We start from the raw sequence: 24,282 nt of genomic DNA, 5'->3' as shown, positions 1-24,282 counted from the left end.
GAGACTATGGCGAAGGAAGAAATGTATCATATCGCATTGGACGATTATGAACACGGCATTATTATCCGTTCTCTCAACGATGAGAAAACAGATTTGATGAACGAGGGTAAATCTACCGATGCGGTGGACGACCTCATCATCAAGGTCGGAACTGCCCCAAAGAAAAAGTTCAGAGTTATCGAAAAGGAACGCTCCTGTGAATCGAGATAACGAAAGGCAGTCTGTTATTATTCTTTCCGTCATCGGTATTATCCCGGTTGTATGGCTGGCACTTCTGATTGCACCTTCTGTAAAAGGAGGATTGCCGGAAATACTGCCGAGCCTATTAACAGCGTTCAACACCCCATTCCATATAGAGCTATGCGAGGACAGCCTAAAAACTGTCCTCGTTTTGCTTCTCTGCTATGCAATGGGTATCGGGATTTACTTCTCAACACAGAAGAATTACCGAAGGCGTGAAGAACACGGTTCTGCGAAATGGGGCAACGCAAGAGCCGTAAATAAAAAATACAGACAGTCTCCGGCTTCTGCAAATAAGCTGATGACACAAAATGTCTGTATCGGACTCAATGCGAAAAAGCACCGAAGAAACTTAAACACACTTGTGTGCGGCGGTTCGGGAGCCGGTAAGACAAGGTTTTACTGCAAGCCGAATCTTATGCAGTGCAACACATCATTTGTCATTCTTGACCCAAAGGGCGAAATTCTCCGAGATACCGGAAAGCTGCTTGAAAGCAAAGGCTATGAAGTCCGTGTTCTCGATTTGATTTCAATGGAGAAAAGCCATTGCTATAACCCGTTTGTCTATTTGCAGAATGACAACGACGTTCAAAAGCTCGTGACGAACCTTTTTAAGAGTACCACTCCGAAAGGAAGTCAATCACAAGACCCCTTTTGGGATACCTCGGCTTCAATGCTTCTGCTTGCACTTGTATTTTATCTTCATTACGAAGCACCCGAAGATGAACAGAACTTTGCAATGATAATGGAAATGCTCAGAGCCGGTGCGATTGAGGACGAGGAGGACACAAGACCTTCCCCCCTTGATGAACTGTTTGCGGAATTGGAGATGTCAAATCCCGACCACATTGCTTTGAAGTATTACCGTTCCTATCATTCAGGTGCGGCGAAAACCTTAAAGTCCATACAGATAACCCTTGCGGCAAGACTGGAAAAGTTCAACCTTGAAAGTCTTGCTTCTTTAACTACCACAGACGAGCTTGACCTTCCATCGCTCGGAGAGAAAAAGGTCGCTCTGTTCGCTTTGATACCGGACAACGATTCCAGCTTTAACTTCTTGGTATCTATCCTTTACACACAGCTTTTTCAGCAGTTGTTCTATGCTGCCGACCATATTCACGGAGGCTCGCTTCCCGTTCCTGTTCATTTCCTGATGGACGAATTTGCGAATGTGAGCCTGCCCGATGACTTTGACAAGATACTGTCGGTTATGCGTTCTCGTGGAGTATCGGTAAGTATCATCTTGCAGAACTTGGCTCAGTTAAAAGCCTTGTTTGAAAAGCAATGGGAAAGTATTGTCGGCAACTGCGACGAGTTTTTATATCTCGGCGGCAACGAGCAAAGCACCCACAAATATGTGTCCGAGCTTCTCGGCAAGGAAACCATTGATACCAACACTTTCGGAAAAAGTACCGGGCGAAGCGGCAACTACTCCACCAATTATCAGATTAGCGGTCGAGAGCTTCTTACCCCCGATGAGGTTCGTATGCTTGATAACCAATATGCAATTCTGTTTATTCGTGGAGAACGCCCCGTTATGGACTTCAAGTATGACATCTTGAAGCACCCGAATGTGGCACTTACAACCGATGGAAAGGCTTCTGCCTATAAGCACGGTGAAGTTACCATCAAGCACTCATCAATTTCCGTTCTTTCTATTGACCCGGAAGAACTTCCGGAGGAAAGCTACGGAGAAACCAATTACGAGCTTCTGTCCGATGAGGATTTTGAAGTAAATAAAAACTTATATTAACGGAGGAAAACACAATGAACATTTTTAAGAAGAACAACGAAAAGAAAACCACTCAGAAGCTGCCTATGACCGGCAAGGCTCAGAAAGGCTTCCGTGCTTACTGCGGCGTAGTCGCAGCAGCAACTCTTGTCTGCGGCATGAGCGTTACCGCTTTTGCCGCCAGCGACCCGATTGCCGTGGTCAACAACCTGTCTGATTTCATCTTCGGACTTATCCGTGCCATCGGTCTTATCCTGCTTGGCTTCGGTATCGTTCAGGTCGGTCTCTCTTTGAAGTCTCACGACCCGTCTCAGAGAGCCAACGGTTTTTTGACTCTTGCAGGCGGTATCATCATTACCTTTGCAAAGGAAATCCTGACCCTTATTACCGGTTAATAGAACACAGTTATCAAACGGGGCATACCTGGCATTTCAGGTATGCCCCTAATCTTAAAGGAGGTGCAAACAGATGAGCGATAACTGGGTAGTTCAGAACCTCGAAAATGCCCTTGAAACTTGGAACAGCAAGCTGTCGGAAATATGGCAGCTCTTAACCACTTCGCCGCAACAGTTCAAAGGCGGCAGTATTTGGTCTGTAATGGTGAATATCAACGGGGCGGTTCAGGCTATCGGTCTTGCCCTGCTTGTTCTGTTTTTTGTTGTCGGTGTGGTTCGCACCTGCGGAAGCTTTACCGATGTAAAGAAACCGGAACACGCATTAAAGCTGTTTATCCGCTTTGCCATTGCCAAAGGTGTGATTACCTACGGGCTGGAGCTTATGCTTGCCCTGTTCGACATCGTACAAGGTACGATTTCAACCATTATGACATCTGCTGGGTTCGGTACGCCAAATCAAACAACCTTACCTGCTGAAATGGTAACAACCATTGAAAGCTGCGGATTTTTTGAAAGTATCCCATTGTGGGCGGTTACTCTTATCGGCGGACTTTTTATAACAGTCTTGTCGTTCATTATGATAATGACGGTGTACGGACGATTTTTCAAGCTGTATATGTACACGGCTCTCGCTCCGATACCGCTTTCCACTTTTGCCGGAGAACCGTCGCAGAATGTGGGTAAGAGCTTTATAAAGAGCTACTGTGCCGTTTTGCTTGAGGGAGCAGTAATTGTACTTGCTTGTATCATATTCTCCCTATTTGCTTCTACGCCGCCGGTAGTGAACCCTGACGCAGCAGCCGTTACTCAGGTATGGGCATATATCGGAGAACTGGTATTCAATATGCTTGTGCTTGTCGGTGCGGTTAAGATGAGCGACCGAATTATCCGTGAAATGATGGGCTTATAACGGGAGGTTCTCTGATGAAGAAAAACAAGAATAATAACGATAGATGGCAGGGCTATACGCCTGCCGACTGCGACTGCAAATATTGTGTGTATTACGGAGGAAAGAAAAACGGCAATGTAATTTGCCTTGCGGACACCTGCGTCTGCTCTGATGAAATCCGTCACGCAAAACAAGCATATCGCAGAGAAAGGAGCTTTTGATGGAAGTCAAAATTAACCGAGAGATACGAAATTACACAGAGTCAATGTTTTTTGGACTGTCGCTCAGACAGTTCATTTTTTCTGTCCTCGCCTGTGCGGTAGCGGTAGGACTTTACTTCCTCCTAAAACCGTACCTCGGAACAGAAACCGTATCGTGGGTGTGCATTTTGGGAGCTGCCCCTTTTGCGGCTCTCGGCTTTGTGAAATACAACGGAATGACGGCTGAGAAATTTATATGGGCGTGGATAAAGTCCGAGTTCCTTATGCCGAAAAAGCTGGTCTTTCATTCCACCAACACCTATTACGAATTGATGAAACCGACAATCGAACAAAAACAGAAGGAGGCTTATAAGAACAATGATTAAAACCCTTACAAACCTGTTAAAGCAGGACAAAGAAAAGTTTGTAGTACCAAAGGGCGTACAGGATTGTATTCCCATTACCGCAATCTATGATGACGGTATTTTCCGTGTGGGCAAGGACAAGTATTCCAAGAGTTTTAAGTTCACGGATATTAACTTTGCCGTAGCAAGCCGTGAGGACAAGGAAGCAATGTTCCTTGAATACTCCGAGCTTCTCAACTCTCTTGACAGCGGAGCTACTACAAAGCTGACTATCAACAACAGACGGCTTAACCGTTTGGACTTTGAGAAAACCATTCTTATCCCCGAAACCGGCGATGAGCTTGATGTTTACCGAGAGGAATATAACAAAATGCTTCTCGACAAGGCGACCGGTGCAAATGCCATCGTTCAGGATAAGTATGTTACTATCTCTATCAACAAAAAGAGCGTGGAGGACGCAAGAACCTATTTTGCCCGTGTCGGCGCTGACCTGATTGCCCACTTTGCAAGACTCGGAAGTAAATGTGTGGAGCTTGAAACCGATGAGAGGTTGAGAATTGTCCACGATTTCTTCCGTGTCGGGGAGGAAACCGCCTACCACTTCAATATTAAGGAAACGAGAAAAAAGGGACACGATTTCAAAGATTATGTTTGCCCCGATACAATGGAATTTGAAAAGGACTACTTCAAAATGGGAAACCGTTACGGGAGAGTCCTTTTTCTTCGTGAGTACGCTTCCTATATCAAGGACAGTATGGTAGCCGAGCTTACCGACCTGAATCGCAACCTGATGATGTCTATTGATATTGTACCCGTTCCTACCGATGAAGCCGTGCGAGAAGCAGAGAGCAGACTGCTTGGGGTTGAGACGAACATTACCAACTGGCAGAGAAAGCAGAATCAGAACAATAACTTTTCCGCTACCGTTCCTTATGATATGGAACAGCAGAAAAAGGAAATGAAGGAGTTCCTTGATGACCTTACCACTCGTGATCAGCGAATGATGTTCGCTGTACTCACTATGGTTCATACTGCGGACTCCAAAGAACAGCTTGATAACGACACCGAAGCTCTGCTTACTACGGCAAGAAAGCATTTGTGCCAGTTTGCCGTTCTCAAGTATCAGCAGATGGACGGACTGAATACGGCTATGCCCTTTGGAACACGCAAGATTGACGCATTCAGAACCCTTACCACAGAAAGCCTTGCGGTATTTATTCCGTTCAGGGTTCAGGACATTTACCACGAAAACGGCATTTACTACGGTCAGAATGTTATCAGCAAAAATATGATTATCGCCGACCGCAGACAGCTACTCAACGGTAACTCCTTTATTCTCGGCGTATCCGGCGGCGGTAAATCCTTTGCGGCAAAGGGAGAGATTGAAAATATCATTCTTTCCTCCAACGCAGATGTTATTATCATAGACCCTGAGCGAGAGTATTCGCAGCTTGTAAAGGCTCTCGGCGGCGAAATCATCAATATTTCCGCTACTTCTCCGAGCCATATCAATGCAATGGATATGAACAAGGAATACGGCGACGGTGCAAACCCGGTTATCCTGAAATCCGAGTTCATTATGTCCCTTTGCGAACAGCTTATCGGCGGCACAAACCTCGGAGCAAAGCAGAAGTCTATCATTGACCGTTGTACGGCGAGCGTTTACCGAGACTATCAGCAGAGAGGTTATACCGGCACAGTTCCTACTTTGCAGGACTTCCGTGCGGAGCTTTTGAAACAGGACGAGCCGGAAGCAAAAGAAATCGCCCTTGCTATCGAGCTGTTTACACACGGCTCTTTGAATACCTTCGCAAAGCCGACCAATGTTGATACGGATAACCGACTTATCTGTTATGACATTCTTGACCTCGGCAAGCAGCTTATGCCTATCGGTATGCTTGTTGTCCTTGACTCTATTCTGAACCGTATTACACAGAACCGTGCTAAGGGTAAGCAGACATTCATCTTCATTGATGAAATCTATCTTCTGTTCCAGCACGAATACTCCGCAAACTTCCTGTTTACTCTTTGGAAGCGTGTGAGAAAGTACGGTGCTTACGCCACCGGCATTACGCAGAATGTGGACGACCTTTTGCATAGCCATACGGCAAGAACTATGCTTGCAAACAGCGAGTTTTTGATTATGCTCAATCAGGCGTCAACCGACAGAATTGAGCTTGCCAAGCTCCTTAACATTTCCGACCTCCAGCTTTCATATATCACGAATGTTGACGCAGGACACGGACTGATTAAGGTCGGCAGTTCGCTTGTGCCGTTTGCAAATAAGTTCCCGAAGAATACGAAACTGTATAAGCTGATGACAACCAAACCGGGCGAGGGTGTATAACCCTTGCCCTATTCTGTATATGAGAAAGGAAACACCTATGAAAAACAAAATCTATATTGCAATAATCTGTGCTTTCAGTATTGTATTTGCCGTCAGTTCAGGTTTTCTCATCAAGCACTATTACGACTCTGCAAAGCAGGCGGAGATGTACGACAATCTGATTGAGGTTGTGGAGACCGAGCCTGAAGAAACCAAAGAGCCGATGAACTACTCCGAAGAAAAAACCTTTATCCCAGAGTATCAGGAGCTTTATCTGCAAAACAACGATATGGTCGGCTGGATTAAGGTTGAGGACACAAAAATCAATTATCCCGTTATGCAGTCAAAGGACAACCCGAACTTCTATCTGAAGCACGGCTTTGATAAGGCATACACCGACTACGGCTGTCCTTATGTTCAGGAAAACTGCGATATGGAACTGCCAAGCGACAATATCATTATCTACGGTCATCATATGAACGACGGCTCTATGTTCGCCGGTCTTATGAAATTCAAGGACAAGAGCTTTTGGGAAAAGCACAAAACAGTATCCTTTGATACGCTGACCGACAGACAGACCTATGAAGTAATTGCCGTGTTCAAAACCGTAGTATATACGGATAGTCCCGACAGCTTCAAATATTATCAGTTCGTCAATGCTGAGACCGCCGATGATTTCACAGCCTATGTTGAGAGGTGCAAGGAACTGTCGCTTTACGATACGGGCGTAACCACCGAATACGGCGACAAGCTCCTGACCCTTTCCACCTGTGAGTATTCCCGGACAAACGGCAGACTTGTTGTAGTGGCGAAGCTCATTAACGAATAACACAACAAGTGGTTCAGCCTGCATAGGAAGGAGGGATTGTATGGCTGATATTAAAACGAAAGACAATGCAAAAGGTACGATACGAACCATAGATAAGGCTGCCGTTGCAACCCAACGAATGAAGCAGGCGTATATCGCAACCAAAGAAAAGGCGGAGCGGTCGGTAAATGCTAACAGCAGTTCAGCCGAGGAATACGCTTCCGATAAGCTGGAAAGCGGTATTGACGAGGTGGTTCACGATGGTGCTTATGCGTTTGACAAGGCGGGACGAAAGGGACTTGAAACCACAAAAGAGAATATCCGCACCGCAAAGGACGGTATTCAGCGTTTCAAGCAACAGCGAGCCGAGCAGTCTTTACGAAAACAGGCTTCGCATAACACAAGCTCTGCGATTAAGACTGTTGACAAGGCGGAAAAGACCATAAAGCAGTCTGCCACTTCCTCCGGAAAGAAAACCATTAAGTTTGCCGGAAAAGAAGCAACCAAAACCGCACAGAAATCAGTTAAGACGGCTGAACAGACTGCAAAGACTGCGATAAAAACCAGTCAGCAAGCGGCGAAAGCGGCACAGAAAACAGCTCAGGCGACGGTTAAGGCTTCGCAGAAAGCGGCACAGGCAGCAAAAGCCACAGCCAAAGCAACTGCCGCTACGATTAAAGCCGCAGCCAAAGCCACCGTTGCCGCAGTAAAAGCAATCATAGCGGCGGTAAAAGGTCTTGTTGCCGCCATCGCTGCCGGCGGTTGGGTTGCGGTGGTAGTTATTATTGTTCTATGCCTTGTCGCATTAATTGCGGGTTCTGTGTTCGGTATCTTCTTTTCGGGAGAGGATTCCGGCACGGGAATGTCAATGCAGACAGTCGTTCAGGAAATCAATCAAGAATATGATGACCGATTGGAGCAGGAAAAGAACTCTGTAAGCTATGATGTGCTTGAAATGAGTGGAAGCCGAGCTGTGTGGAAAGAAGTTCTTGCGGTCTATTCCGTTAAAGTGAATACCGACCCCGATAATCCGATGGAGGTTGCTACGGTTGATGAAACAAAGAAGCAGCTACTGTCGGATATTTTTTGGGAGATGAACGATATTTCTTCCCGAACTGAAACGAAAACCCATACCGAAATCGAAGAAAGCGACGACGGACAAGGCAATATCGTACAGACCGAAACCACTGTAACCGAAACTTTCCTGTATATCACGGTATCGCACAAGACTGTTGATGAAATGGCGGCTATGTATGGCTTTAATCAGGAGCAGAAAGAGTATCTTGCCGAGCTGCTAAAGGACAAAAACAACCAGCTATGGTCTCAGGTGCTTTACGGTATCGGATATAGCGACGACCAAATCGTAACGGTTGCTCTGTCTCAGGTTGGTAATGTAGGCGGTCAGCCTTACTGGTCTTGGTACGGATTTGACTCCCGTGTAGAATGGTGTGCCTGCTTCGTTTCTTGGTGTGCCAACGAGTGCGGATATATCGACGCCGGTATTATTCCAAAGTATGCCGGCTGTGTAAACGGCGTTCAATGGTTCAGAGACCGAGGACAATGGGCAGACGGTTCGTATGAACCTTCGCCCGGTACAATCATCTTCTTTGACTGGGAGGGCGACGGTGTGACAGACCACACCGGTATTGTTCAAAGATGCGAGAACGGTACAGTCTATACCGTCGAGGGCAACTCAGGCGATACTTGCAGAACCAAAACATACCCTGTCGGAAGCTCTGTTATCTACGGATACGGTATTCCGGCATATTAAAAAAAGATGGCTGCTCGTTTGAGTAGCCATCAAGTACATTATTCAAAATCACTGATACCATAGGGCGCAAGCCGTTCTGTGAAGTCGGCGTATTCTTCATCGGTCAGCCGGGTTTTCACAACATGGCTGCGGTGGGGGGTGTTGTATCGCTTCGGCATGGGCTGTAAACCTCCTTTCACTTATCACAAAAAATGGGCTGGTCTGTTAGCTATTTTCGGGGCATTTCCTGTCTGCCGGACAGAAATATTTTTGCGGCGTAAGCCGCATAGCAGGGTTTGGGGAAGGCACTCCCCAACAAGTTTCCCGCGAGGGGCAAAACCGCAGAATTGCGGATTTTGGCACCGTGGTAGAAACTTGCTCTAAGTAAGCCGTAGATTTCCCCTTGCACTTACTACTCGTATAGCTGCCGCCTGTTTTGGCCGGATTTCTGCAAAAATCTTACGGCGTGGGGCGATTTTTACCCGCAGTTCTTTCTTTCCGCTAAAGATACATTTCAAAGGCCGCCAGCTACCCGCTTGCCGGGAATTTTCTCAAATTTTCCTTTGCCTTAGAAATACAGAAAATGCAGATTTGGCTACCGCCGCAGAAAATTTTTTGTTTCCGGCTTCACCTACCTACTACGGATGACTTTGCGATTTTGCCAAACGGATAAAGAAAAAAGCAGCAAATCTTTTTCAGACTTACTGCTTTCGCTGGCCGCCGATGGGCGGTGGATATTCAGTTTTGAAAGTTCAGGTCAGGTTGGCCCGATGATGGATAGCACAATAAATTCCTGTTTTCCCTTTAAGGCATTGTGCATTTTTTCTATTTCTCTTGATGATTATTTTTTTCATAATCAATCAATGTACCTATAACAATTCCAATCAACATTCCGATACCTGCACAAATAGAAATAGCAAAAAGATTTTGCAAAAACGCCCATGCCAACACACCTATGCAACCACCGACAATAAATCCTGTTAATAAGCCAATAGTTAAGTATTTATTACTTTTCATATTGCTATATCTCCCCTAAAAGTATATTTGTCGTTGGTTCTATTATACTATGACCTGCTTCCTTTAGGAATAGATGAATTGTAAACTGGCTGGAGTGAAACCGCTAATGACAGCCAGTGTTTGTTCTTTGTTTATCGGTCAAAGCGAAATTTGAACAGGGCGGCAATGAGCTGTTGCTTTATATGTTCCTCAACTTCGGCGTTGACTTTCCCGTGTACTTTGGAACAGTAGCGGATATATCCGGCATAGTGGGAAAGAATGGTGTCGATTGCGTCCGGGTCGCCCTCATGGGCTTTGACGATTGTTTCATAGGGGAGAAGTTTACTCATAGTCATTTCCCTCCATGAGCCGCCTTAACCGCTGCAAGGCAAGCCGGATATGCCGCCCCGCTGTGCTGCGTGTCCGGCCAATATGTACGCCGATCACTCGCTGCGGCTGGCGCAGGAAATAGTAACGAAAAATTTCTTCCTGCGTCTGCTCCGGCAAAAGGGCAAGGGCGGCGGCAAGCTCCGCATGATACAGAACGGCGGTCTGGCCGCAGGCGGTAAAAAGATATTCTTCAAGCTACTCCGGCTCGGCAAGCTGGACAAACTTTTCACTCATCAGATAATCAAGGGAAACTTCCCGTTCCCACCTCCGGCGCAGCTTCAAGATTTTATCTATGGCTGCGTGACGAATGACTACCTTGCAAAAGGCATTGAATGTGTACTGGATATGCACCTTGTAGGCTTCATCTTCGGTCATGGAAATTCCCCCTCTCTGAATAATAGTGCGGGGCGGCAGTACTCCTTGCTGTCGCCCCTTGATTGCCTACCAGCAAAGACGGGCGGGGCTGTCAACGACGGCGCGAAGCGGCGTTCATTTTATCGTTGACTGGCTCGGCTGGGTTTGCTATTTACCCGACAAACTGGAATTTGTTACTCTTTTGTATCGTAAATAATTTTGCCCGTAAAGTAAATTGAAATGTCCATTTGAACTAAATCTTCTGTTTCTAAGATAGATAAATAACCAGAATACAATGCTCATGTACGGTAAAGTATCACAAGAAAATTATGTCGAATTGACAGCCGCCTCCGCTATACCGAATAAGGAAATAAAGAGTCCTCAAATTTTGCGCTACTAAATGAAGACGAGCGGAAGTAATCTCCCGCTCGTCAGTAAACTTAACTATGCCATATCAATCCCGCTTCTTTCCCGCCACCGGCACTAAGAACAGCGCGGGCAACAGCAGGAAAGCGGTACAGACCAGCCCCCAGGGTATGGACACCTGCTGGGCTACCAGCCCCACAATAGGCCCGCCGATGATCTGCCCGAAAGAGTCCAGCTGTCCGCTGGTGGAAAAGAGTGTGGCGCGCATTTTCTCATCCACATGGTCGTTCATCCAGGCGGCCAGCACAGGCTCCTTGATGGTGCGCATAAGCCCCGCCAGCAGGAACATCAACAACATGAACCAAAAGCTCCGCCCCACCGCGAAGAGAACCAGGCACAGGATATACCCGGCGCTGGTGGACATGACCACACTGGTTCGGCTGACAGTCCCTTTTTTCTCCATGCGGGCGATGAGCAACTGAGAAGCCAGAATACCTAAGCCGTTGCCGATAAGACTGATAACACCGAACCAAGTGACGCTGTTCAGCGGCCCGATAACGGGTATTACCGTGTCATCCAGAAAATGAGCGGTGGAGAGCCGGTCAAAGCCTTCACTGGCAAGTCCCCCGCATAGTGTGATTGCTAAGAGCGCCAGCAACACAGGTGCGCCTTTCACAAAGCCCAGGTTGAGCTTGAACAGGCAGACAAAGTCTTTAAGCAAGCCCTGCCGTTCCTCAATAGCAGGGGAGAAGTTGGTTTCTGGCATGATGCGACCCAACACCAGCCCCAACAACAAGCACAAACTGCCCCCCAAGACGAGAGGCATTTGCAGGTTTATGTTTCCCAGCAGTGTGCCCAGCACCACGCCCAGAACGCCGCCGATTTGCCCCATTTGACTGCCCCGCAGGAACACCTTGTCTATGGGTTTGTCCTCTTCCTCCGAGGCAATCCACGCCTCCAGAGCGCCGGTGATGAAGGTATCACCGCAACCCCAGACAACCTGGGCCAGCAGAACCGGCGCGAACCACGGTAGCGCACCCTCCATCAGAAAGCCCAGGCCGTAGAGGAACATTCCAATCAGCACCGAGCGCCGACGGCTATACAAATCCGCCACCACACCGGTGGGCATCTCGAACAGAAAGCAGGAGGTCTCCTGAACCGTCCCTACCAGGACAAGCTGGAAAGCATCCAGCTGCACCACCTCCAGGTGGTACACGATGGAAAGCACTGTGGACATAGAAACCGCCAGGGAACAGACAAATCGGAACAGCAGGTAGACAGAATATGCCTTTGAATTTTTAGCAAACATGAAGTTACATCCTCCTTTACGAATCAGTGGGTTGTTTTGTGAAACAAGCTTCTCAGCCCTTTCTAACAGTGATTTTAGAAAAGGCCTCCTAAAGCGCCCAAAGCGCCGTTAAAAGACTTGTTTCTGTTTTTTCAGTTTTTGCAAGCTGTTAAGCTAACTTGTGGAACATATGCCGAACCTTATCTATACGGCTATTCGGGCGGCGGGGTTGGCAAATAAATTTACCAATAGCTGGCTGGTATCCTTTTAACTCTGTCAAGCAGACTCCCTGCCCATTTGTGAAATAAGTTAAATCGTTCCTGTATTCTTGAATACATCTAGCAGGGATTTCTCCTTTCAGAATGACCTCGTCATTCTTTATCTGAGTACTTACAATATCTGCACAATACCTTGGAGCATCATGATACGCCCGTGAGAGATATTCCTGCGGTGCATAAATTTCAAAGTGGAGATATGGCTCTAATAGTTCTGTCCCTGCTTTTTTTAAAGCCTGCTCCAATACGATAGGGGAAAGCAGCCGAAAGTCTGCGGGGGTACTTACAGGACTATAATACAATCCATATTCAAAACAGATTTTACAGTCTGTCACTTTCCATCCATACAGCCCCTGCTCGCAGCCATAAAGAACCCCCTCCATAACCGCATTTTGGAACGATTGATTTAAATATCCAAGTGAAACTCTGCTTTCATACTGCACTCCGCTTCCAATAGGGAGCGGCTCTATGGACAACCCGACAGAAGCCCAGAAAGGATTTGGCGGGACTTCTATGTGGATGGTATATTCTGCTTTTCTAAGCGGTCTTTCCATATATATAACAGTAGGCTCTTTTATTTCTGCCTCCACATGATATTTTTCCTCAAGGATGGCACAAATGACTTCCATCTGCACATTCCCCAAAAAAGATAACATAATCTCATGTGTAACAGTATCAATGTCAAAATGCAAAAGAGGGTCTGTATCAGCAATCTCTGCGAGGGCATTTAACAGGGCTTCCCTTTGCTCCGGCTTTTGCGGCTCTACCGTTGTCCGAAGTAATGGCATGGGATTATCAATCCATGTTTTGTGAGGCAGGAGTTTTTCATTTCCCAGAATGTCGTTCAGTTTCAAAGTATCATCAGCTAAAATAACAATTTCTCCCGGACAGGCATGGTCAGCCGGGACGATTTCACCATTTGACGGAATACACATTTCTGTGATTTTTATTTTCTCTTTTTCAGATATTCTAATAACATCCCTCAAATGCAATGTTCCGCTATATATACGCACATAAACAAAACGCCGCCTTTTCTCTGAATATTCAATCTTAAAAACCTGCCCGCATAGTTCAGATTGACCTTCAGGCGTTGATGAATAAAATTTACTGGCAATTACTTCTATAAGCTGCCGAATCCCCAGATTGTTTTTAGCGCTTCCGTGATAAACGGGAAATAACGTTCCGTTTTGGAATCTCCTGTTTTCTTCCTGTTCCAGTTCTGACATTTTAAACGGTTTCCCTGACATATATTTCTCTAATAGTTCATCGTTTCCCATAATTACCGCATCCCACTGTTCCATATCGTCATTGTCCGTTACATTTATATGGGGATGCTGCCCAACCTTTTGCTTCACTATAATTTCCGAAGAAAGCTTTGCTTTCATTTCCCGATATACCATTGGCAAATCAATCCCCTCTTGGTCAATTTTATTGATGAAAAAAATTGTCGGAATCTTCATTATCTGTAGTGCATGAAACAGTATACGGGTCTGTGCCTGTATGCCATCCTTTGCAGAAACTAATAATACTGCTCCGTCTAATACGGATAAAGAACGGTATACTTCCGCCAAAAAATCCATATGGCCTGGCGTATCTATAATGTTGACTTTTACATCCTCCCACTGAAAAGATGTCACTGCTGTCTGGATAGTGATTCCCCTTTGACGCTCCAAATTCATTGTATCTGTCCTTGTTGTGCCTTCATCTACGCTCCCTAGTTCTGCAATTGCACCACTGGTATACAATAAACTTTCCGTTAATGTTGTCTTTCCTGCGTCAACGTGAGCCAGAATGCCTAAGTTAATTATTTTCATGTGATTTTCCTCCTATCAACACCCAAAAAAGGGCATAAAAATACCCAGTGATAAATACTCCTATCACTGGGTAAATAACTCCAATAGCCCCAAAACACTTATATGTTTTCGGGCATATAAAATTACATGATAAAAGTATTCTTAAACTGGGTACAAAAAACTAAGCCCCATATTAAAAGTGAAACGGGACTGCTACTTTTTGTTCCCACTATCAAATTGACAGTTTATTTAAGAATACCTTGCCGCATATTTATTAACTCCTTTTCTGGAATGAAGCTATTATATCACATCAGTTTTAGGAAAGCAAGTACCTAAAAGAAATTTTTCTTCCCCTTATATGTAACAATCATACCGGCTTCCTGGCGTTCAGAATGGTTTCTGCTGTCTGCTGTGGTGTTTGGTTGGAATTGTCCAGCCAAAAGCCGATCCGTGGTGTTGTCTGCATTTTACTAAATACAAATTCAATGTATACAGAAAGAAATATATAAGGAGTGGGAGGGATTCCGCCGTAGTCGGCATTGTAGGAAAATCCAAAAGTTTAGATTTTCTCAAAATGCTTATCTTTTGGTCTTTGGTTCGGAATAGTGTAGTGCTGGCGGTCTATCTATTGTTTTCGGTTGCTTGCTTCTTTACCGTACATGAGCATTACTGCCGGGTACAAAGCGTTTCGGTGAATTAAAAAAATCAATCGGCAGCGTTTCTCAAAAGGTTTTGACTGCTCAGCTTCGTGATATGGAAGAAAACGGACTCGTTAATCGAAAAGTGTATGCTGAAGTTCCGCCGAGAGTAGAATACTCTCTGACAGAATTGGGACAAAGCTTGAAACCTATTCTCGACGCTATGTGGAGTTGGGGCGAAGATTATAAAGAAAAATGTAATAAATAACGAAAAGACCGTCAAATCTCAACATTCGAGACTTGACGGTCTTACATTTTGTGATTGTATTTAAGAAAATCGTTTTGGTGTTCCTGTTTGCGAAGTTGATAGCCCTGTGCAATCAGCGTATCCACTTTCAGAGCAATCAGGTTTATGTCAGAACACATTGCCCGTGCAATCTGCTGAATGTCATAGCCGTTTTCAATGTATTCCAAAATGGTGTCGTCCGGGAGCGAAGCCTGAGAAGCGAAGATATTTGCTTCATACTCCATACGGTTCTCTCTCATATCAAAGATGTTGAACTCTTTGAACCCGCCGACAGCAACCGCTTCTTGCCTGTGGAGAACATCGTGTCCGATTTCGTGCCATAGCACTATCTGCTCCACGACCGGGTGCATACCGTTTTTAAGAAAAACAAAGCGGTTCTTCAGAATAACTTTATATGCTCCACGCTGCTTGTCAAAATTTCGGTAGATTATATTGATACCAAGCTCTTTTGCGACCTTGTATGGGTCACGAGTACCGCAGCGGTCAATGAGCTTGTTTACGATTTTCACAATCTCAGCCGTAGTGTAATACCCCAATCCGGCTCACCTCCCATATTATAGTATATCGGATATTAACCCTATAATAAATTATAAACTATTATATGTCCCATATATTGGACTTAGTTCACTTCGAGGATTACTCGTCTTTGCGGTATTTCTTCGGGGTGTATTTTTTATTGTTTTTCTTTGCAATAAGATAGGCTTCCTGAATGGCGTCAACCATTTCACGCATATCCTCGTCAGCCATTTCGCCGCCGGCAAACAGACCGGTAACTTCTGCAAGCAACTCCTGAGCCTGTCTTGCTCCTCTGCGTCCGTACTTATCCTCTACATCGGCGATGAAAGCGTCGTCCTCAGACAGCAGATAATTCACATTTACATTTAAGGATTCTGCCAGCTTCTTATATCTTTCCATTCCTCTCGGACGGGATTTATCATTTTCATAAGAACCAATTATGCGTCGGGTTACGCCGATTTTAGCTGCCAACTCATCTTGACTCATACCAAGCTTTGTTCTTTCAGCCTTGACTTTTTCACCGAATGTCATTGTGATTTCACTCCTTAAAAGAATATTTACAGTTGAAATATCCATTTGCTCTTGACAAGTACAGTTGAAGTGTATATAATATGAATTGGGAAGTTGAACTACACATAGTGTACACCAAACTACCCAAAATGTCAAGGGGGTTCTAAAAATGTTACGAAGCATACTTCATTGTGATATGAATAACTTCTATGCCAGCGTCGAATGTATGCTCGACCCCGCATTGAAGAAATATCCGATTGCTGTCTGCGGCTCTGTGGAGGAACGACACGGTATCGTGCTTGCAAAGAACTACAAAGCAAAGGCTTTTGATGTGAAAACCGGGGACGCAGTATGGCAGGCTAAACAGAAGTGCAAGGACTTGGTTGTAGTGCCGCCCCATTATGAGGAGTATATCAAATACTCAAAGCTTGCGAGAAGCGTTTATGAGCGATATACCGACCAAGTTGAACCGTATGGTATGGACGAGTGTTGGCTGGATATTAGCGGGACAGAAAGCCTTTTCGGTTCGCCGGAAAAGGTGGCAAATGAAATTCGTGAGACTATGAAGTTTGAACTCGGCTTGACGATTTCTGTGGGTGTTTCCTTTAATAAGATATTTGCGAAGCTCGGCTCGGATATGATGAAACCGGACGCAGTAACCGTAATTCCAAAGGACACATTCAAAGAAAAGATTTGGGGACTTCCTGCCGCTGACCTGCTCGGTGTAGGACGGGCAACCCAGCGAGTGCTTGACAGCTATTGTATTCGTACCATCGGGGATTTAGCGAATACCGACCCTGAGTTCTTACGCAGAAGATTAGGAAAGAACGGAGTAGTTTTATGGAACTATGCCAATGGTAACGACCTTTCCCTTGTTGCCAAGAAAGACTTCGTTTCTCCTATAAAAAGCGTAGGACACGGTATAACAACGGTAGCAGACTTAGAGAAACCGGAGCAGGTGTGGCCCGTGTTTCTCGAGTTAACCCAAGACATCGGACACAAGCTCCGTGTTCACGGACTGAGTGCAGAAGGTGTCGCAATACATATTAGAGACAACACACTCAATACAAGGCAATGGCAGACGAAGATTGCACTTCCTACACAGTCTCCGATGATTATTGCAAAGACCGCTTTTCAGTTGTTTGAAAAAAGATATGGGTGGAATAACCCTATCCGTTCTGTGACGGTACAAGCCATAAATCTTGTTCCACAAGACACGCCCCGTCAAATAGATATGTTTATGGACGCCGCCAAGCAGGACAAATTGGAGCGAATGGAAAAGTGTGTTGAAGAAATCAGACGGCGTTTCGGAAAGGACAGCATAAGTAATGGGGTTCTGTGTCAGAACCTGCGGCTACCACCGAAAAAAGCTGAAATCACTATGCCGACAGGTATGGTCGGTTAAGGAGGGCTTAATGTGATTGACGAAAAAGAGGTTACGGCTTATGTTACGATACCCGACTGCTTTTTGCAGGGGTGCAGCGAAGATATTGTTATCTTCCGTGCGGACGGCGGAAACCATTTTACCGACTACGGTATATATGAGGGAATGTTCCTGTTCTTTGACCGGAAAAAACGCTTTAAGAAAGGAAGGCTTTCCTGTTACATCAATACTGCCGGAGATGACCGACCTAAGTACAGGGTGTCGGATAAGAACATCGACGGATACAAGCACTTGGGAAGATTAGTTTTGACTTTGAGAAATTACGAGGTATAAAAATGGAATCCGATAGAAGAAAAGTTTATGTTGAAGTAAATGTAACACACAGACCTGATGGGACGGCTCGTCCGAATTTCATCAAGTTTGAGAATGATGAAAAATATGAGATAGACCGTGTAATTCAGAAATGCCGTGCGGCTTCCACCAAAGTCGGAGGAACCGGTATCCGCTACACGGTACAGATTTGCGGCAAGCCCACATTTCTGTTCGACGAAGAAAACGGAAAGTGGTTTGTAGAAGCAAAATCCTAATGGTAGGAGGTTTTGTAACTTGAAACATTTATCGAGATTTGACATCGAAGCGATTGCCGACAAGTATGTTCAGGCATATATGGCACTTCCTGATGTCCGTAACACACAAATATACAGAATTGACCCGGAGCTTCTCTTGGAGAAGGTTCTCGGATTGAATGTCGAATACCAGCACCTATCCTATGACGGTAGTATTCTCGGAATGACCTCATTTACGGAAATGGGTGTTCAGGTATTTGAAGATGATGATAACGAAGCCTTTTTCTTTTTGGACGGGAAAACCGTTCTTGTGGAAAAGGACTTGAACTTTGACAGCAAGCTGAAAGGCAGAAAGAACTTTACCTTAATGCACGAGGGCAGCCATCAGATATTCAAGATGTTGTTCCCGCATGATTACGGTGTAACACAGAAATCTGCCGGAGTACATTATTGCAAGGCAAATTCCGAGAGGAATAAGCCAATATCCGATTGGGAGGAATGGCAGGCAAACACGCTTGGAGCTGCTATTCTTCTTCCTGAAAACCTCATAAAACAAGGAATGTATCTGTTCAGTCTCGGCGAAAAGATTGAATGCCTGAACAAGATATACTATCCGAGCGTATATAAAAGGTTTGACGCACTTGCCGATTTTTTAGGGTGTTCCAAAAAAGCACTTGCCATACGAATGAAACAGCTCGGACTACTGAAAAAGGAGTATCTTGATAATCCTTTTGATTTGGTTACGGTTTATCCGGAGGTGAGCGAGCTATGAAATCGTTGGAACAAAAGATAATCGTAAGGTGCAAAAACTGTGGCTGGCGTATTTTCGACAAGGTAACAATGACAACAGGTGTTATTGAACTGAAATGTCCGAACTGCCACAGAGTAGTAGAGGTTGACCTGTCCCTACGCAAGGGAACGGTCAAGTACAGATTAACAAGAAGTAATAACAGAGCGAACAATTAAATATCGGGCAGATGTACCGAGCCACGAGTCCTTGAGCGAAAGCTCCTGAGTCATCAAATTGCCGGACGCTGAGAATTAAGGGATAGAAATATCCTAATGTTCTTGGTGTCCGGCTTTTTTGTCGCTCCCGAAAGGAGCAAGACCGTGACATATAAGTGGCTGGCATATATCGCCAAGTATCCGTAATCTCCGAATTTTTGATTTCAACCAAATTCAAAAATTCAAATTTAAGGAGATTACGACAATGACAAAACTTACATTAGAACAACAGGAATTATTATTTGCGAACGACTGCAAACTCATCAATCTGCGGTATGAATACCACGGTTACACCGGCACGGAGAAATGGGCGATTGTAACAGAACTGGCGGAAGAAGAATTGTGGGTTAAATACCCTGATGTTATCCGCCGGTACACCCCGTTCATTCTGCTTTCTATGGCTCAGGGCGAAGTGATTGACGAGTCATACAGAAACAATGATAAGTACGAAAAGCGAGCAAAAAGAACAATCGATGTGTACGGCTATGAAGATGACATCTCTGAACAGTTCCACCGGGAACTGATTACTCCGTTTGTTGACCCGTTTGAGCAGGCGGAGGAAGAACGGATTGAGGAAGAAAAGGAACAGCTTCGACAGTTAGAAATTGCAAAAGTCAGAAAGGTATTGGAAATGCTGAAACCCGTTCAGAGAGAAAGAATGATTAAAGCGATTTTGTTAGGTATGAGTTCAAGAAAAATCGCAAAGGAAGAAGGCGTATATTACAGCGTTGTAGATAAGTCGATTGCCGCCGCAAGAAAAAATTTCAAGAAATTTTATGAAAACCTCTGATTTTGGGTGTGCATTTTGACCCCCTTTGTCCAAATGAGTGAAGGGGTTATTTCAATTCCGGATAAGAAATGCACTTTCAAAACTAAATGAACAGAGAGGTTATACATAAATGCAGAGAAAAGAAATTCAGCGTGGAGATTTATTCTACTACGATTTTGGAAAAAGAGAGGGGTCTGTCCAGTCGGGAGAGAGACCTGTAATGGTAATTCAGGCGGACAACTTTAATGCAAATGCTCCGACAATTATTGTTGCTGCTGTTACGGCTGTGATGAAAAAGAAGTATCTTCCTTCACACATCATTTTGGGTGAGGACTTCGGTCTGAAGAAGCCGTCAATGGTTCTTCTTGAACAGATACAAACCGTCAATAAGGACGAACTGACAGACTACATTGGTTCGGTAAACGACGAAAGGCTTTGGAAGCAAATTAACGCAGCTCTTAAAAAGACTTTCGGTTTATGGATTTACAACACAGACAGAAACGGAGATGTTCGCTGCTTATGTCCCAAGTGCCTGAGCGACTATATCCACGACCCGAATTATGTTGTCAGGCGTCTTGACCTTTTTGCGAAAAGCAAAGACAACTGCGATAAGTGCAATAACAGCGGTTGGGATTATATCGTTTATGACAAACGCACCTCGGTCAAAGGAAAGGGGTGCAGGAATGTCAAATAGCAGTGAAAAGAAGAAGCGTTACGATATTCCTCTTTGGTGTAAACCAAACCTGTCTATTGAGGAGGCGGCAGCTTATTCCGGTATTGGAATGGGAAAACTCTATGAAATGACGGAAAGTCAGGATTGTCCTTTTGTTCTTTGGATTGGTAGCAGAAGAATGATTAAAAGGAAAGTCTTTGACGAATTTATCGAAAGGCAATACTCGATTTAAGAAAAAAGTCAAGTCTGCGATGAGCCGATTCGCATAATTGGCTTACCGCAGACTTTTGAGTATGCTGTAATCACCAAAGGAAGGAGGTTACAGCGTATGTCTGACAAACAGCTTAAATCCAATATGCCGAGTGTCCCAATTTGGAAGAAAATGAATCTTACGGTTGAAGAAGCTTCGGAATATTCGGGCATTGGCACATCAAAGATAAAAGAACTATCGAATAGCGAAGATTGTCCTTTCGTTCTTTGGAACGGAGCAAAGCGATTGATTAAAAGAAAACAATTTGAGGAATACCTGTCATCGCAGTATTCCCTCTGACGGAGGTGGTGTTATGGGAAATAAGCAGACTGAATTGAATAATTCAGGCAATCGGGTGGAAACCGTGCCGGTTTGGGTTAAGCCTTACCTTACGATTGATGAAGCGACCGCTTACACAGGCATAGGCAGAGACAAACTTTATGAGATGACAAGCCAAGAAAAATGTTCGTTCGTGCTGTGGGTAGGAAACAGACGAATGATTAAGAGACGAGTTTTTGATGAGTACATTGAGAAAATGTACTCAATATAGGAAGGAGGGCTTATGGACAACGGTGTTTTAGCTTACAGAGCCTTACTCGAAAAGCGTAAAGAAAAAGCTCCCTTTTGGGAGAAGAATGTTTTAACTGTTGAGGAAGCAGCCGAGTACACCGGTATAGGTAGGACAAAAATCAGGCAAATCATAATGAAGGGTGATTGTCCCTTTGCTGTCACTAACGGTGTTCAGGTCTGTGTAATCCGAGACAAATTTATTGATTATCTTGATAAGCAATTTCGCATTTAAGGGAGGAAAAATTATGCCAAGAACAAAAAGAAAAGACAAATCAAGAGTAGTGCTTCGTACAGGCGAATCACAGAGAGCCGATGGTACATACCATTTCAGTTGGACGGACGCCAACCACAAAAGGCGTTATGTGTATGCCAAGACACTTGATGAACTGCGATACAAAGAGGAACAAATCGCAAAAGACAAGAGCGATGGCATTAAGGCAGAAGCTCGTTACACAACGGTCAATGACATATATGAGCTTTGGAAGGATTTGAAGCGAGGACTGAAAAACAACACCTTTGAAAACTACAAGTATATGTATGAGACCTTTGTCCGTCATCAGATAGGCTCAAAGACTGTATCTTCTCTGAGAAAAACAGATATAAAGAGGTTCTATAATTACCTTGCAGACGAACGCCATCTAAAGCCAGCGACCATTGATAATATTCATACGGTTCTCCATCAGATTTTGGATATGGCGGTCGATGATGACTACATCAGGAATAACCCGTCAAACAATGTGCTTAAAGAGTTGAAACAGTCCCATTGTTTTCAGACCGAGAAGCGTAGAGCCTTAACAAAGCCGGAGCAGGAGTTGTTTCTTGACTATCTGAAAAACTCTCCTACATCAAAGTATTGGTATCCGGTGTTTGCGGTTATGATTGGTACGGGACTTCGTGTTGGAGAGGTTACAGGGTTAAGATGGTGCGATATTGATTTGGAAGAAGGTATCATTGATGTGAACCACACGCTGGTTTACTATGACCACCGTACTGAGGGCAGTAAGCGTGGCTGTTACTTCAATGTTAATACGACCAAAACCCCGGCAGGAAGAAGAAAAGTGCCTATGCTCGGTTTCGTCAAAGAAGCATTCTTAATGGAAAAGGAAAGGCAGGAACTGCTCGACCTTCACTGCGAAGCGACTGTCGATGGATATACCGATTTTATCTTCATCAACCGTTTTGGTCAGCCGCAACATCAGGCAACCCTGAACAAAGCAATCCGCCGCATTATCCGTGACTGCAACGACGAGCAGTTATTGAAAGATGAAAACGCAGAAGTATTGCTCCCGCATTTTAGCTGTCATTCTTTAAGGCACACTTTCACAACAAGAATGTGCGAAGCAGGGGTAAATGTTAAGGTCATTCAGGACACGCTCGGTCATAAAGATATTTCAACTACGCTTAACATCTATACCGATGTAACGAAGGAACTGAGGAAGTCCGAATTTGAAGGTCTTGACTCCTACTTCAAAAATGAGTATAATAAAGAGTCAGTTTGACAGATTAAATTGATACGGACTTCATAGTTGGTGGATTAGAGCATTTACATCATTTACATCAATTTTTACACAAAGCCCCCACGAAACTAATCGAAAATAAAGTAAAGTAGGATTTTGAAAAAATCTGATTTGCGACTTATTTTGAACTATGTTGGGTTATAGCAAGAATTGAAACGATGTCCTAAATCGTCCCGACAATGAAGCCGTTGGACTCTGACAAGAAGGTTTCCAAGGAAGTTTCGGCTCCTGCGGAGGCTACTCAGACGGCTCCCGTTGTGGAAGAAAAAATTGATTTTTCCAATGTTCAGATTGAGCCTTTGTTTGAGGATCAGGTCGATTTTGACACCTTCTCCAAGAGTGATTTCCGTGCCGTAAAGGTCAAGGAATGCGAAGCTGTGAAGAAGTCCAAAAAGCTCTTAAAGTTCGTTTTGGACGACGGAACCGGCGTAAATCGGGTCATTTTGAGTGGTATTCACGAATATTATGAGCCGGAAGAACTGGTCGGTAAGACCTGCATTGCAATCACCAATCTGCCTCCGAGAGCGATGATGGGTATCGACTCCTGCGGTATGTTGATCTCAGCCGTGCATCACGAAAACGGTGAAGAAAAGTTGCATTTGCTGATGGTCGATCCTCACATTCCGGCAGGCGCAAAGCTCTATTGATTGACCTAAAATTGTCGGTGCTTACGCCACAACTTACGCCAATTTACTCCGAGCTTACGCCAAAAATGCGTTTGGAATTTTGCGATTGCAGACAAGTTCCGATAGCATACGATAATTTCATATGATTTAAGCCCGCTGATTTCGGTCAGCGGGCTTTTTCTATTTCTGCCCCTATTACATCTCTGTGATGTGATAGGGGCTTTTTTTATCCCTGAAAGGTGGTCGAAAAAATTTTTTTGAAAAATCTCAAAAAAACTTCGTACAAATCGAAAAAAATTTCCCAGTTGGTTAGTGAGGGCAAAAACCTCACGAACCTTGAAAATCGAATAGACATTCAACAGGTACATTCCTGATCGGGGGTGAAAGCCCCAGCCGGATGAAGGTGCGCCACGAACTTCCTGCCCACAAGGGTTATCACGGAAAGCAAGGTTGGTAGCGATTCCGAACCATTCTGAAATATCCGCTTGCTGCGGATAAGGCGATGAAACGATTCAGGGACAATGATACTTCCCTATGGGGCTGGCGGAGTACCCGGCAGAGGTGAGATTCCTATGAGTTCGGTCAGCAGCCGAACGCCTGTTGATTTCCTTTTACGCATTTGGGGGATGAGATCGAGTTAAATGCGACCACCAAAGCACAGGACTCCGCTTCCTGTGTTTTGGTGGATCAAGCGATCCAAATCTAATAAGAAGGAGGAAAAGCGAAATGCCAAACTGTAAAACCATTGCTATCTGCAATCAGAAAGGCGGCACAGGCAAAACGA

At 44.8% G+C, this 24,282-nt stretch carries 28 protein-coding genes and 2 pseudogenes; 23 read left to right on the top strand and 7 right to left on the bottom strand.

What is annotated here, in order from left to right; translation table 11 throughout:
• Window positions 1-6: 6 nt before the first annotated feature.
• From WMO66_RS10005 to WMO66_RS09965, 9 genes are all read left to right on the top strand, one after another.
• Window positions 7-210, top strand: a complete 204-nt coding sequence (locus WMO66_RS10005; RefSeq protein ID WP_003525217.1) for a hypothetical protein — start codon at window positions 7-9, stop codon at window positions 208-210.
• A complete protein-coding gene (locus tag WMO66_RS10000) occupies window positions 197-1,993 on the top strand; it encodes a VirD4-like conjugal transfer protein, CD1115 family (protein ID WP_135660692.1) in 1,797 nt (598 codons plus the stop codon). The genes WMO66_RS10005 and WMO66_RS10000 overlap by 14 nt, the downstream gene beginning before the upstream one ends.
• 14 nt (window positions 1,994-2,007) lie before the next feature.
• Window positions 2,008-2,367 (top strand): glutamyl-tRNA amidotransferase, encoded by a 360-nt coding sequence (locus tag WMO66_RS09995; RefSeq protein ID WP_029731078.1) that lies wholly within the window; start codon window positions 2,008-2,010, stop codon window positions 2,365-2,367.
• A gap of 73 nt (window positions 2,368-2,440) precedes the next feature.
• Window positions 2,441-3,277, top strand: a complete 837-nt coding sequence (locus WMO66_RS09990; protein WP_003525214.1) for a VirB6/TrbL-like conjugal transfer protein, CD1112 family — start codon at window positions 2,441-2,443, stop codon at window positions 3,275-3,277.
• A 14-nt stretch (window positions 3,278-3,291) separates the two neighbouring features.
• Entirely contained in the window at window positions 3,292-3,477 is a 186-nt protein-coding gene (locus WMO66_RS09985) for a hypothetical protein (RefSeq protein ID WP_015573063.1), read from the top strand.
• Window positions 3,477-3,842 carry a PrgI family protein gene (locus WMO66_RS09980; protein WP_015573062.1) on the top strand — a complete coding sequence of 122 codons (366 nt, stop codon included), beginning with the start codon at window positions 3,477-3,479 and terminating at the stop codon, window positions 3,840-3,842. The genes WMO66_RS09985 and WMO66_RS09980 overlap by 1 nt, the downstream gene beginning before the upstream one ends.
• On the top strand, window positions 3,835-6,168 hold the full coding sequence (locus tag WMO66_RS09975; protein ID WP_173875367.1) for a VirB4-like conjugal transfer ATPase, CD1110 family: 2,334 nt from the start codon (window positions 3,835-3,837) through the stop codon (window positions 6,166-6,168). Before WMO66_RS09980 ends, WMO66_RS09975 begins: the two co-directional genes overlap by 8 nt.
• A 37-nt stretch (window positions 6,169-6,205) precedes the next feature.
• Window positions 6,206-6,976 carry a class B sortase gene (gene srtB / locus WMO66_RS09970; RefSeq protein ID WP_173875368.1) on the top strand — a complete coding sequence of 257 codons (771 nt, stop codon included), beginning with the start codon at window positions 6,206-6,208 and terminating at the stop codon, window positions 6,974-6,976.
• Window positions 6,977-7,016: 40 nt separating this feature from the next.
• The gene (locus WMO66_RS09965) at window positions 7,017-8,726 is read left to right on the top strand and encodes a CHAP domain-containing protein (protein ID WP_349136283.1); all 1,710 of its coding nucleotides are present in this window, start codon (window positions 7,017-7,019) and stop codon (window positions 8,724-8,726) included.
• 41 nt (window positions 8,727-8,767) lie between these two features.
• Here the strand turns inward: WMO66_RS09965 and WMO66_RS09960 are convergent.
• The 3 genes and pseudogenes from WMO66_RS09960 to WMO66_RS09950 all read right to left on the bottom strand — a co-directional run.
• Window positions 8,768-8,884: pseudogene (locus WMO66_RS09960) on the bottom strand (plasmid mobilization protein); the annotation flags it as partial.
• A 646-nt stretch (window positions 8,885-9,530) separates the two neighbouring features.
• A complete protein-coding gene (locus WMO66_RS09955) occupies window positions 9,531-9,722 on the bottom strand; it encodes a hypothetical protein (protein WP_000841357.1) in 192 nt (63 codons plus the stop codon).
• A gap of 131 nt (window positions 9,723-9,853) precedes the next feature.
• Window positions 9,854-10,051 carry a helix-turn-helix domain-containing protein gene (locus WMO66_RS09950; protein WP_001909500.1) on the bottom strand — a complete coding sequence of 66 codons (198 nt, stop codon included), beginning with the start codon at window positions 10,049-10,051 and terminating at the stop codon, window positions 9,854-9,856.
• Window positions 10,052-10,100: 49 nt separating this feature from the next.
• Here WMO66_RS09950 and WMO66_RS14540 point away from each other — a divergent pair, with 49 nt between their 5' ends.
• Window positions 10,101-10,595: a hypothetical protein gene (locus tag WMO66_RS14540; protein ID WP_001135090.1), complete on the top strand. Its 495-nt coding sequence runs from the start codon at window positions 10,101-10,103 to the stop codon at window positions 10,593-10,595.
• A gap of 304 nt (window positions 10,596-10,899) precedes the next feature.
• On the opposite strand, the gene tet(40) is transcribed toward WMO66_RS14540, so the two are convergent.
• Both tet(40) and tet(O) read right to left on the bottom strand, forming a co-directional pair.
• Window positions 10,900-12,120 carry a tetracycline efflux MFS transporter Tet(40) gene (gene tet(40), locus WMO66_RS09940; protein ID WP_349136280.1) on the bottom strand — a complete coding sequence of 407 codons (1,221 nt, stop codon included), beginning with the start codon at window positions 12,118-12,120 and terminating at the stop codon, window positions 10,900-10,902.
• A gap of 148 nt (window positions 12,121-12,268) precedes the next feature.
• The gene (tet(O), locus tag WMO66_RS09935; RefSeq protein ID WP_055182589.1) at window positions 12,269-14,188 is read right to left on the bottom strand and encodes a tetracycline resistance ribosomal protection protein Tet(O); all 1,920 of its coding nucleotides are present in this window, start codon (window positions 14,186-14,188) and stop codon (window positions 12,269-12,271) included.
• Between the two features lie 648 nt (window positions 14,189-14,836).
• Between tet(O) and WMO66_RS09930 the strand changes: the two genes are divergently transcribed.
• Entirely contained in the window at window positions 14,837-15,073 is a 237-nt protein-coding gene (locus WMO66_RS09930; protein WP_085951113.1) for a winged helix-turn-helix transcriptional regulator, read from the top strand.
• 41 nt (window positions 15,074-15,114) lie between these two features.
• Here the strand turns inward: WMO66_RS09930 and WMO66_RS09925 are convergent, their stop codons facing one another.
• Together WMO66_RS09925 and WMO66_RS09920 are read right to left on the bottom strand one after the other, a co-directional pair.
• Complete coding sequence (locus WMO66_RS09925) at window positions 15,115-15,648, bottom strand: ImmA/IrrE family metallo-endopeptidase (protein ID WP_024532699.1); 534 nt, start codon at window positions 15,646-15,648, stop codon at window positions 15,115-15,117.
• Window positions 15,649-15,748: 100 nt separating this feature from the next.
• Window positions 15,749-16,159 carry a helix-turn-helix domain-containing protein gene (locus WMO66_RS09920; protein ID WP_003525181.1) on the bottom strand — a complete coding sequence of 137 codons (411 nt, stop codon included), beginning with the start codon at window positions 16,157-16,159 and terminating at the stop codon, window positions 15,749-15,751.
• A gap of 148 nt (window positions 16,160-16,307) precedes the next feature.
• On the opposite strand from WMO66_RS09920, the gene WMO66_RS09915 reads away from it, so the two are divergent.
• The 12 genes and pseudogenes from WMO66_RS09915 to WMO66_RS09860 form a co-directional block, all read left to right on the top strand.
• A complete protein-coding gene (locus WMO66_RS09915; protein WP_173875512.1) occupies window positions 16,308-17,543 on the top strand; it encodes a DNA polymerase Y family protein in 1,236 nt (411 codons plus the stop codon).
• Window positions 17,544-17,555: 12 nt separating this feature from the next.
• On the top strand, window positions 17,556-17,855 hold the full coding sequence (locus WMO66_RS09910; protein WP_003525179.1) for a hypothetical protein: 300 nt from the start codon (window positions 17,556-17,558) through the stop codon (window positions 17,853-17,855).
• A 2-nt stretch (window positions 17,856-17,857) separates the two neighbouring features.
• Entirely contained in the window at window positions 17,858-18,109 is a 252-nt protein-coding gene (locus tag WMO66_RS09905; RefSeq protein WP_014635881.1) for a hypothetical protein, read from the top strand.
• A 19-nt stretch (window positions 18,110-18,128) separates the two neighbouring features.
• Window positions 18,129-18,860, top strand: a complete 732-nt coding sequence (locus WMO66_RS09900) for an ImmA/IrrE family metallo-endopeptidase (RefSeq protein ID WP_050618048.1) — start codon at window positions 18,129-18,131, stop codon at window positions 18,858-18,860.
• A gap of 438 nt (window positions 18,861-19,298) precedes the next feature.
• The gene (locus WMO66_RS09895) at window positions 19,299-19,883 is read left to right on the top strand and encodes a chromatin SPT2 (RefSeq protein ID WP_050618049.1); all 585 of its coding nucleotides are present in this window, start codon (window positions 19,299-19,301) and stop codon (window positions 19,881-19,883) included.
• 109 nt (window positions 19,884-19,992) lie between these two features.
• Window positions 19,993-20,556, top strand: coding sequence for a type II toxin-antitoxin system PemK/MazF family toxin (locus WMO66_RS09890; protein WP_158424773.1), 564 nt, complete (start codon window positions 19,993-19,995; stop codon window positions 20,554-20,556).
• The gene (locus WMO66_RS09885) at window positions 20,546-20,767 is read left to right on the top strand and encodes an excisionase (protein ID WP_105155662.1); all 222 of its coding nucleotides are present in this window, start codon (window positions 20,546-20,548) and stop codon (window positions 20,765-20,767) included. The genes WMO66_RS09890 and WMO66_RS09885 overlap by 11 nt, the downstream gene beginning before the upstream one ends.
• Before the next feature lie 96 nt (window positions 20,768-20,863).
• Entirely contained in the window at window positions 20,864-21,085 is a 222-nt protein-coding gene (locus WMO66_RS09880) for an excisionase (protein WP_014635877.1), read from the top strand.
• Window positions 21,086-21,098: 13 nt separating this feature from the next.
• Window positions 21,099-21,335, top strand: coding sequence for an excisionase (locus WMO66_RS09875; protein WP_022117666.1), 237 nt, complete (start codon window positions 21,099-21,101; stop codon window positions 21,333-21,335).
• 12 nt (window positions 21,336-21,347) lie between these two features.
• Window positions 21,348-21,587 (top strand): excisionase, encoded by a 240-nt coding sequence (locus WMO66_RS09870; RefSeq protein WP_014635876.1) that lies wholly within the window; start codon window positions 21,348-21,350, stop codon window positions 21,585-21,587.
• 13 nt (window positions 21,588-21,600) lie between these two features.
• Window positions 21,601-22,854, top strand: coding sequence for a site-specific integrase (locus WMO66_RS09865; protein ID WP_349136276.1), 1,254 nt, complete (start codon window positions 21,601-21,603; stop codon window positions 22,852-22,854).
• A gap of 185 nt (window positions 22,855-23,039) precedes the next feature.
• Window positions 23,040-23,519, top strand: a pseudogene (locus tag WMO66_RS09860) (hypothetical protein); the annotation flags it as partial.
• Between the last annotated feature and the right edge of the window lie 763 nt (window positions 23,520-24,282).

Source organism: Faecousia intestinalis (genome assembly GCF_040096185.1).
Lineage (GTDB): Bacteria > Bacillota > Clostridia > Oscillospirales > Oscillospiraceae > JAZOXB01.
This window is presented reverse-complemented; position numbering and strand designations above follow the sequence as displayed.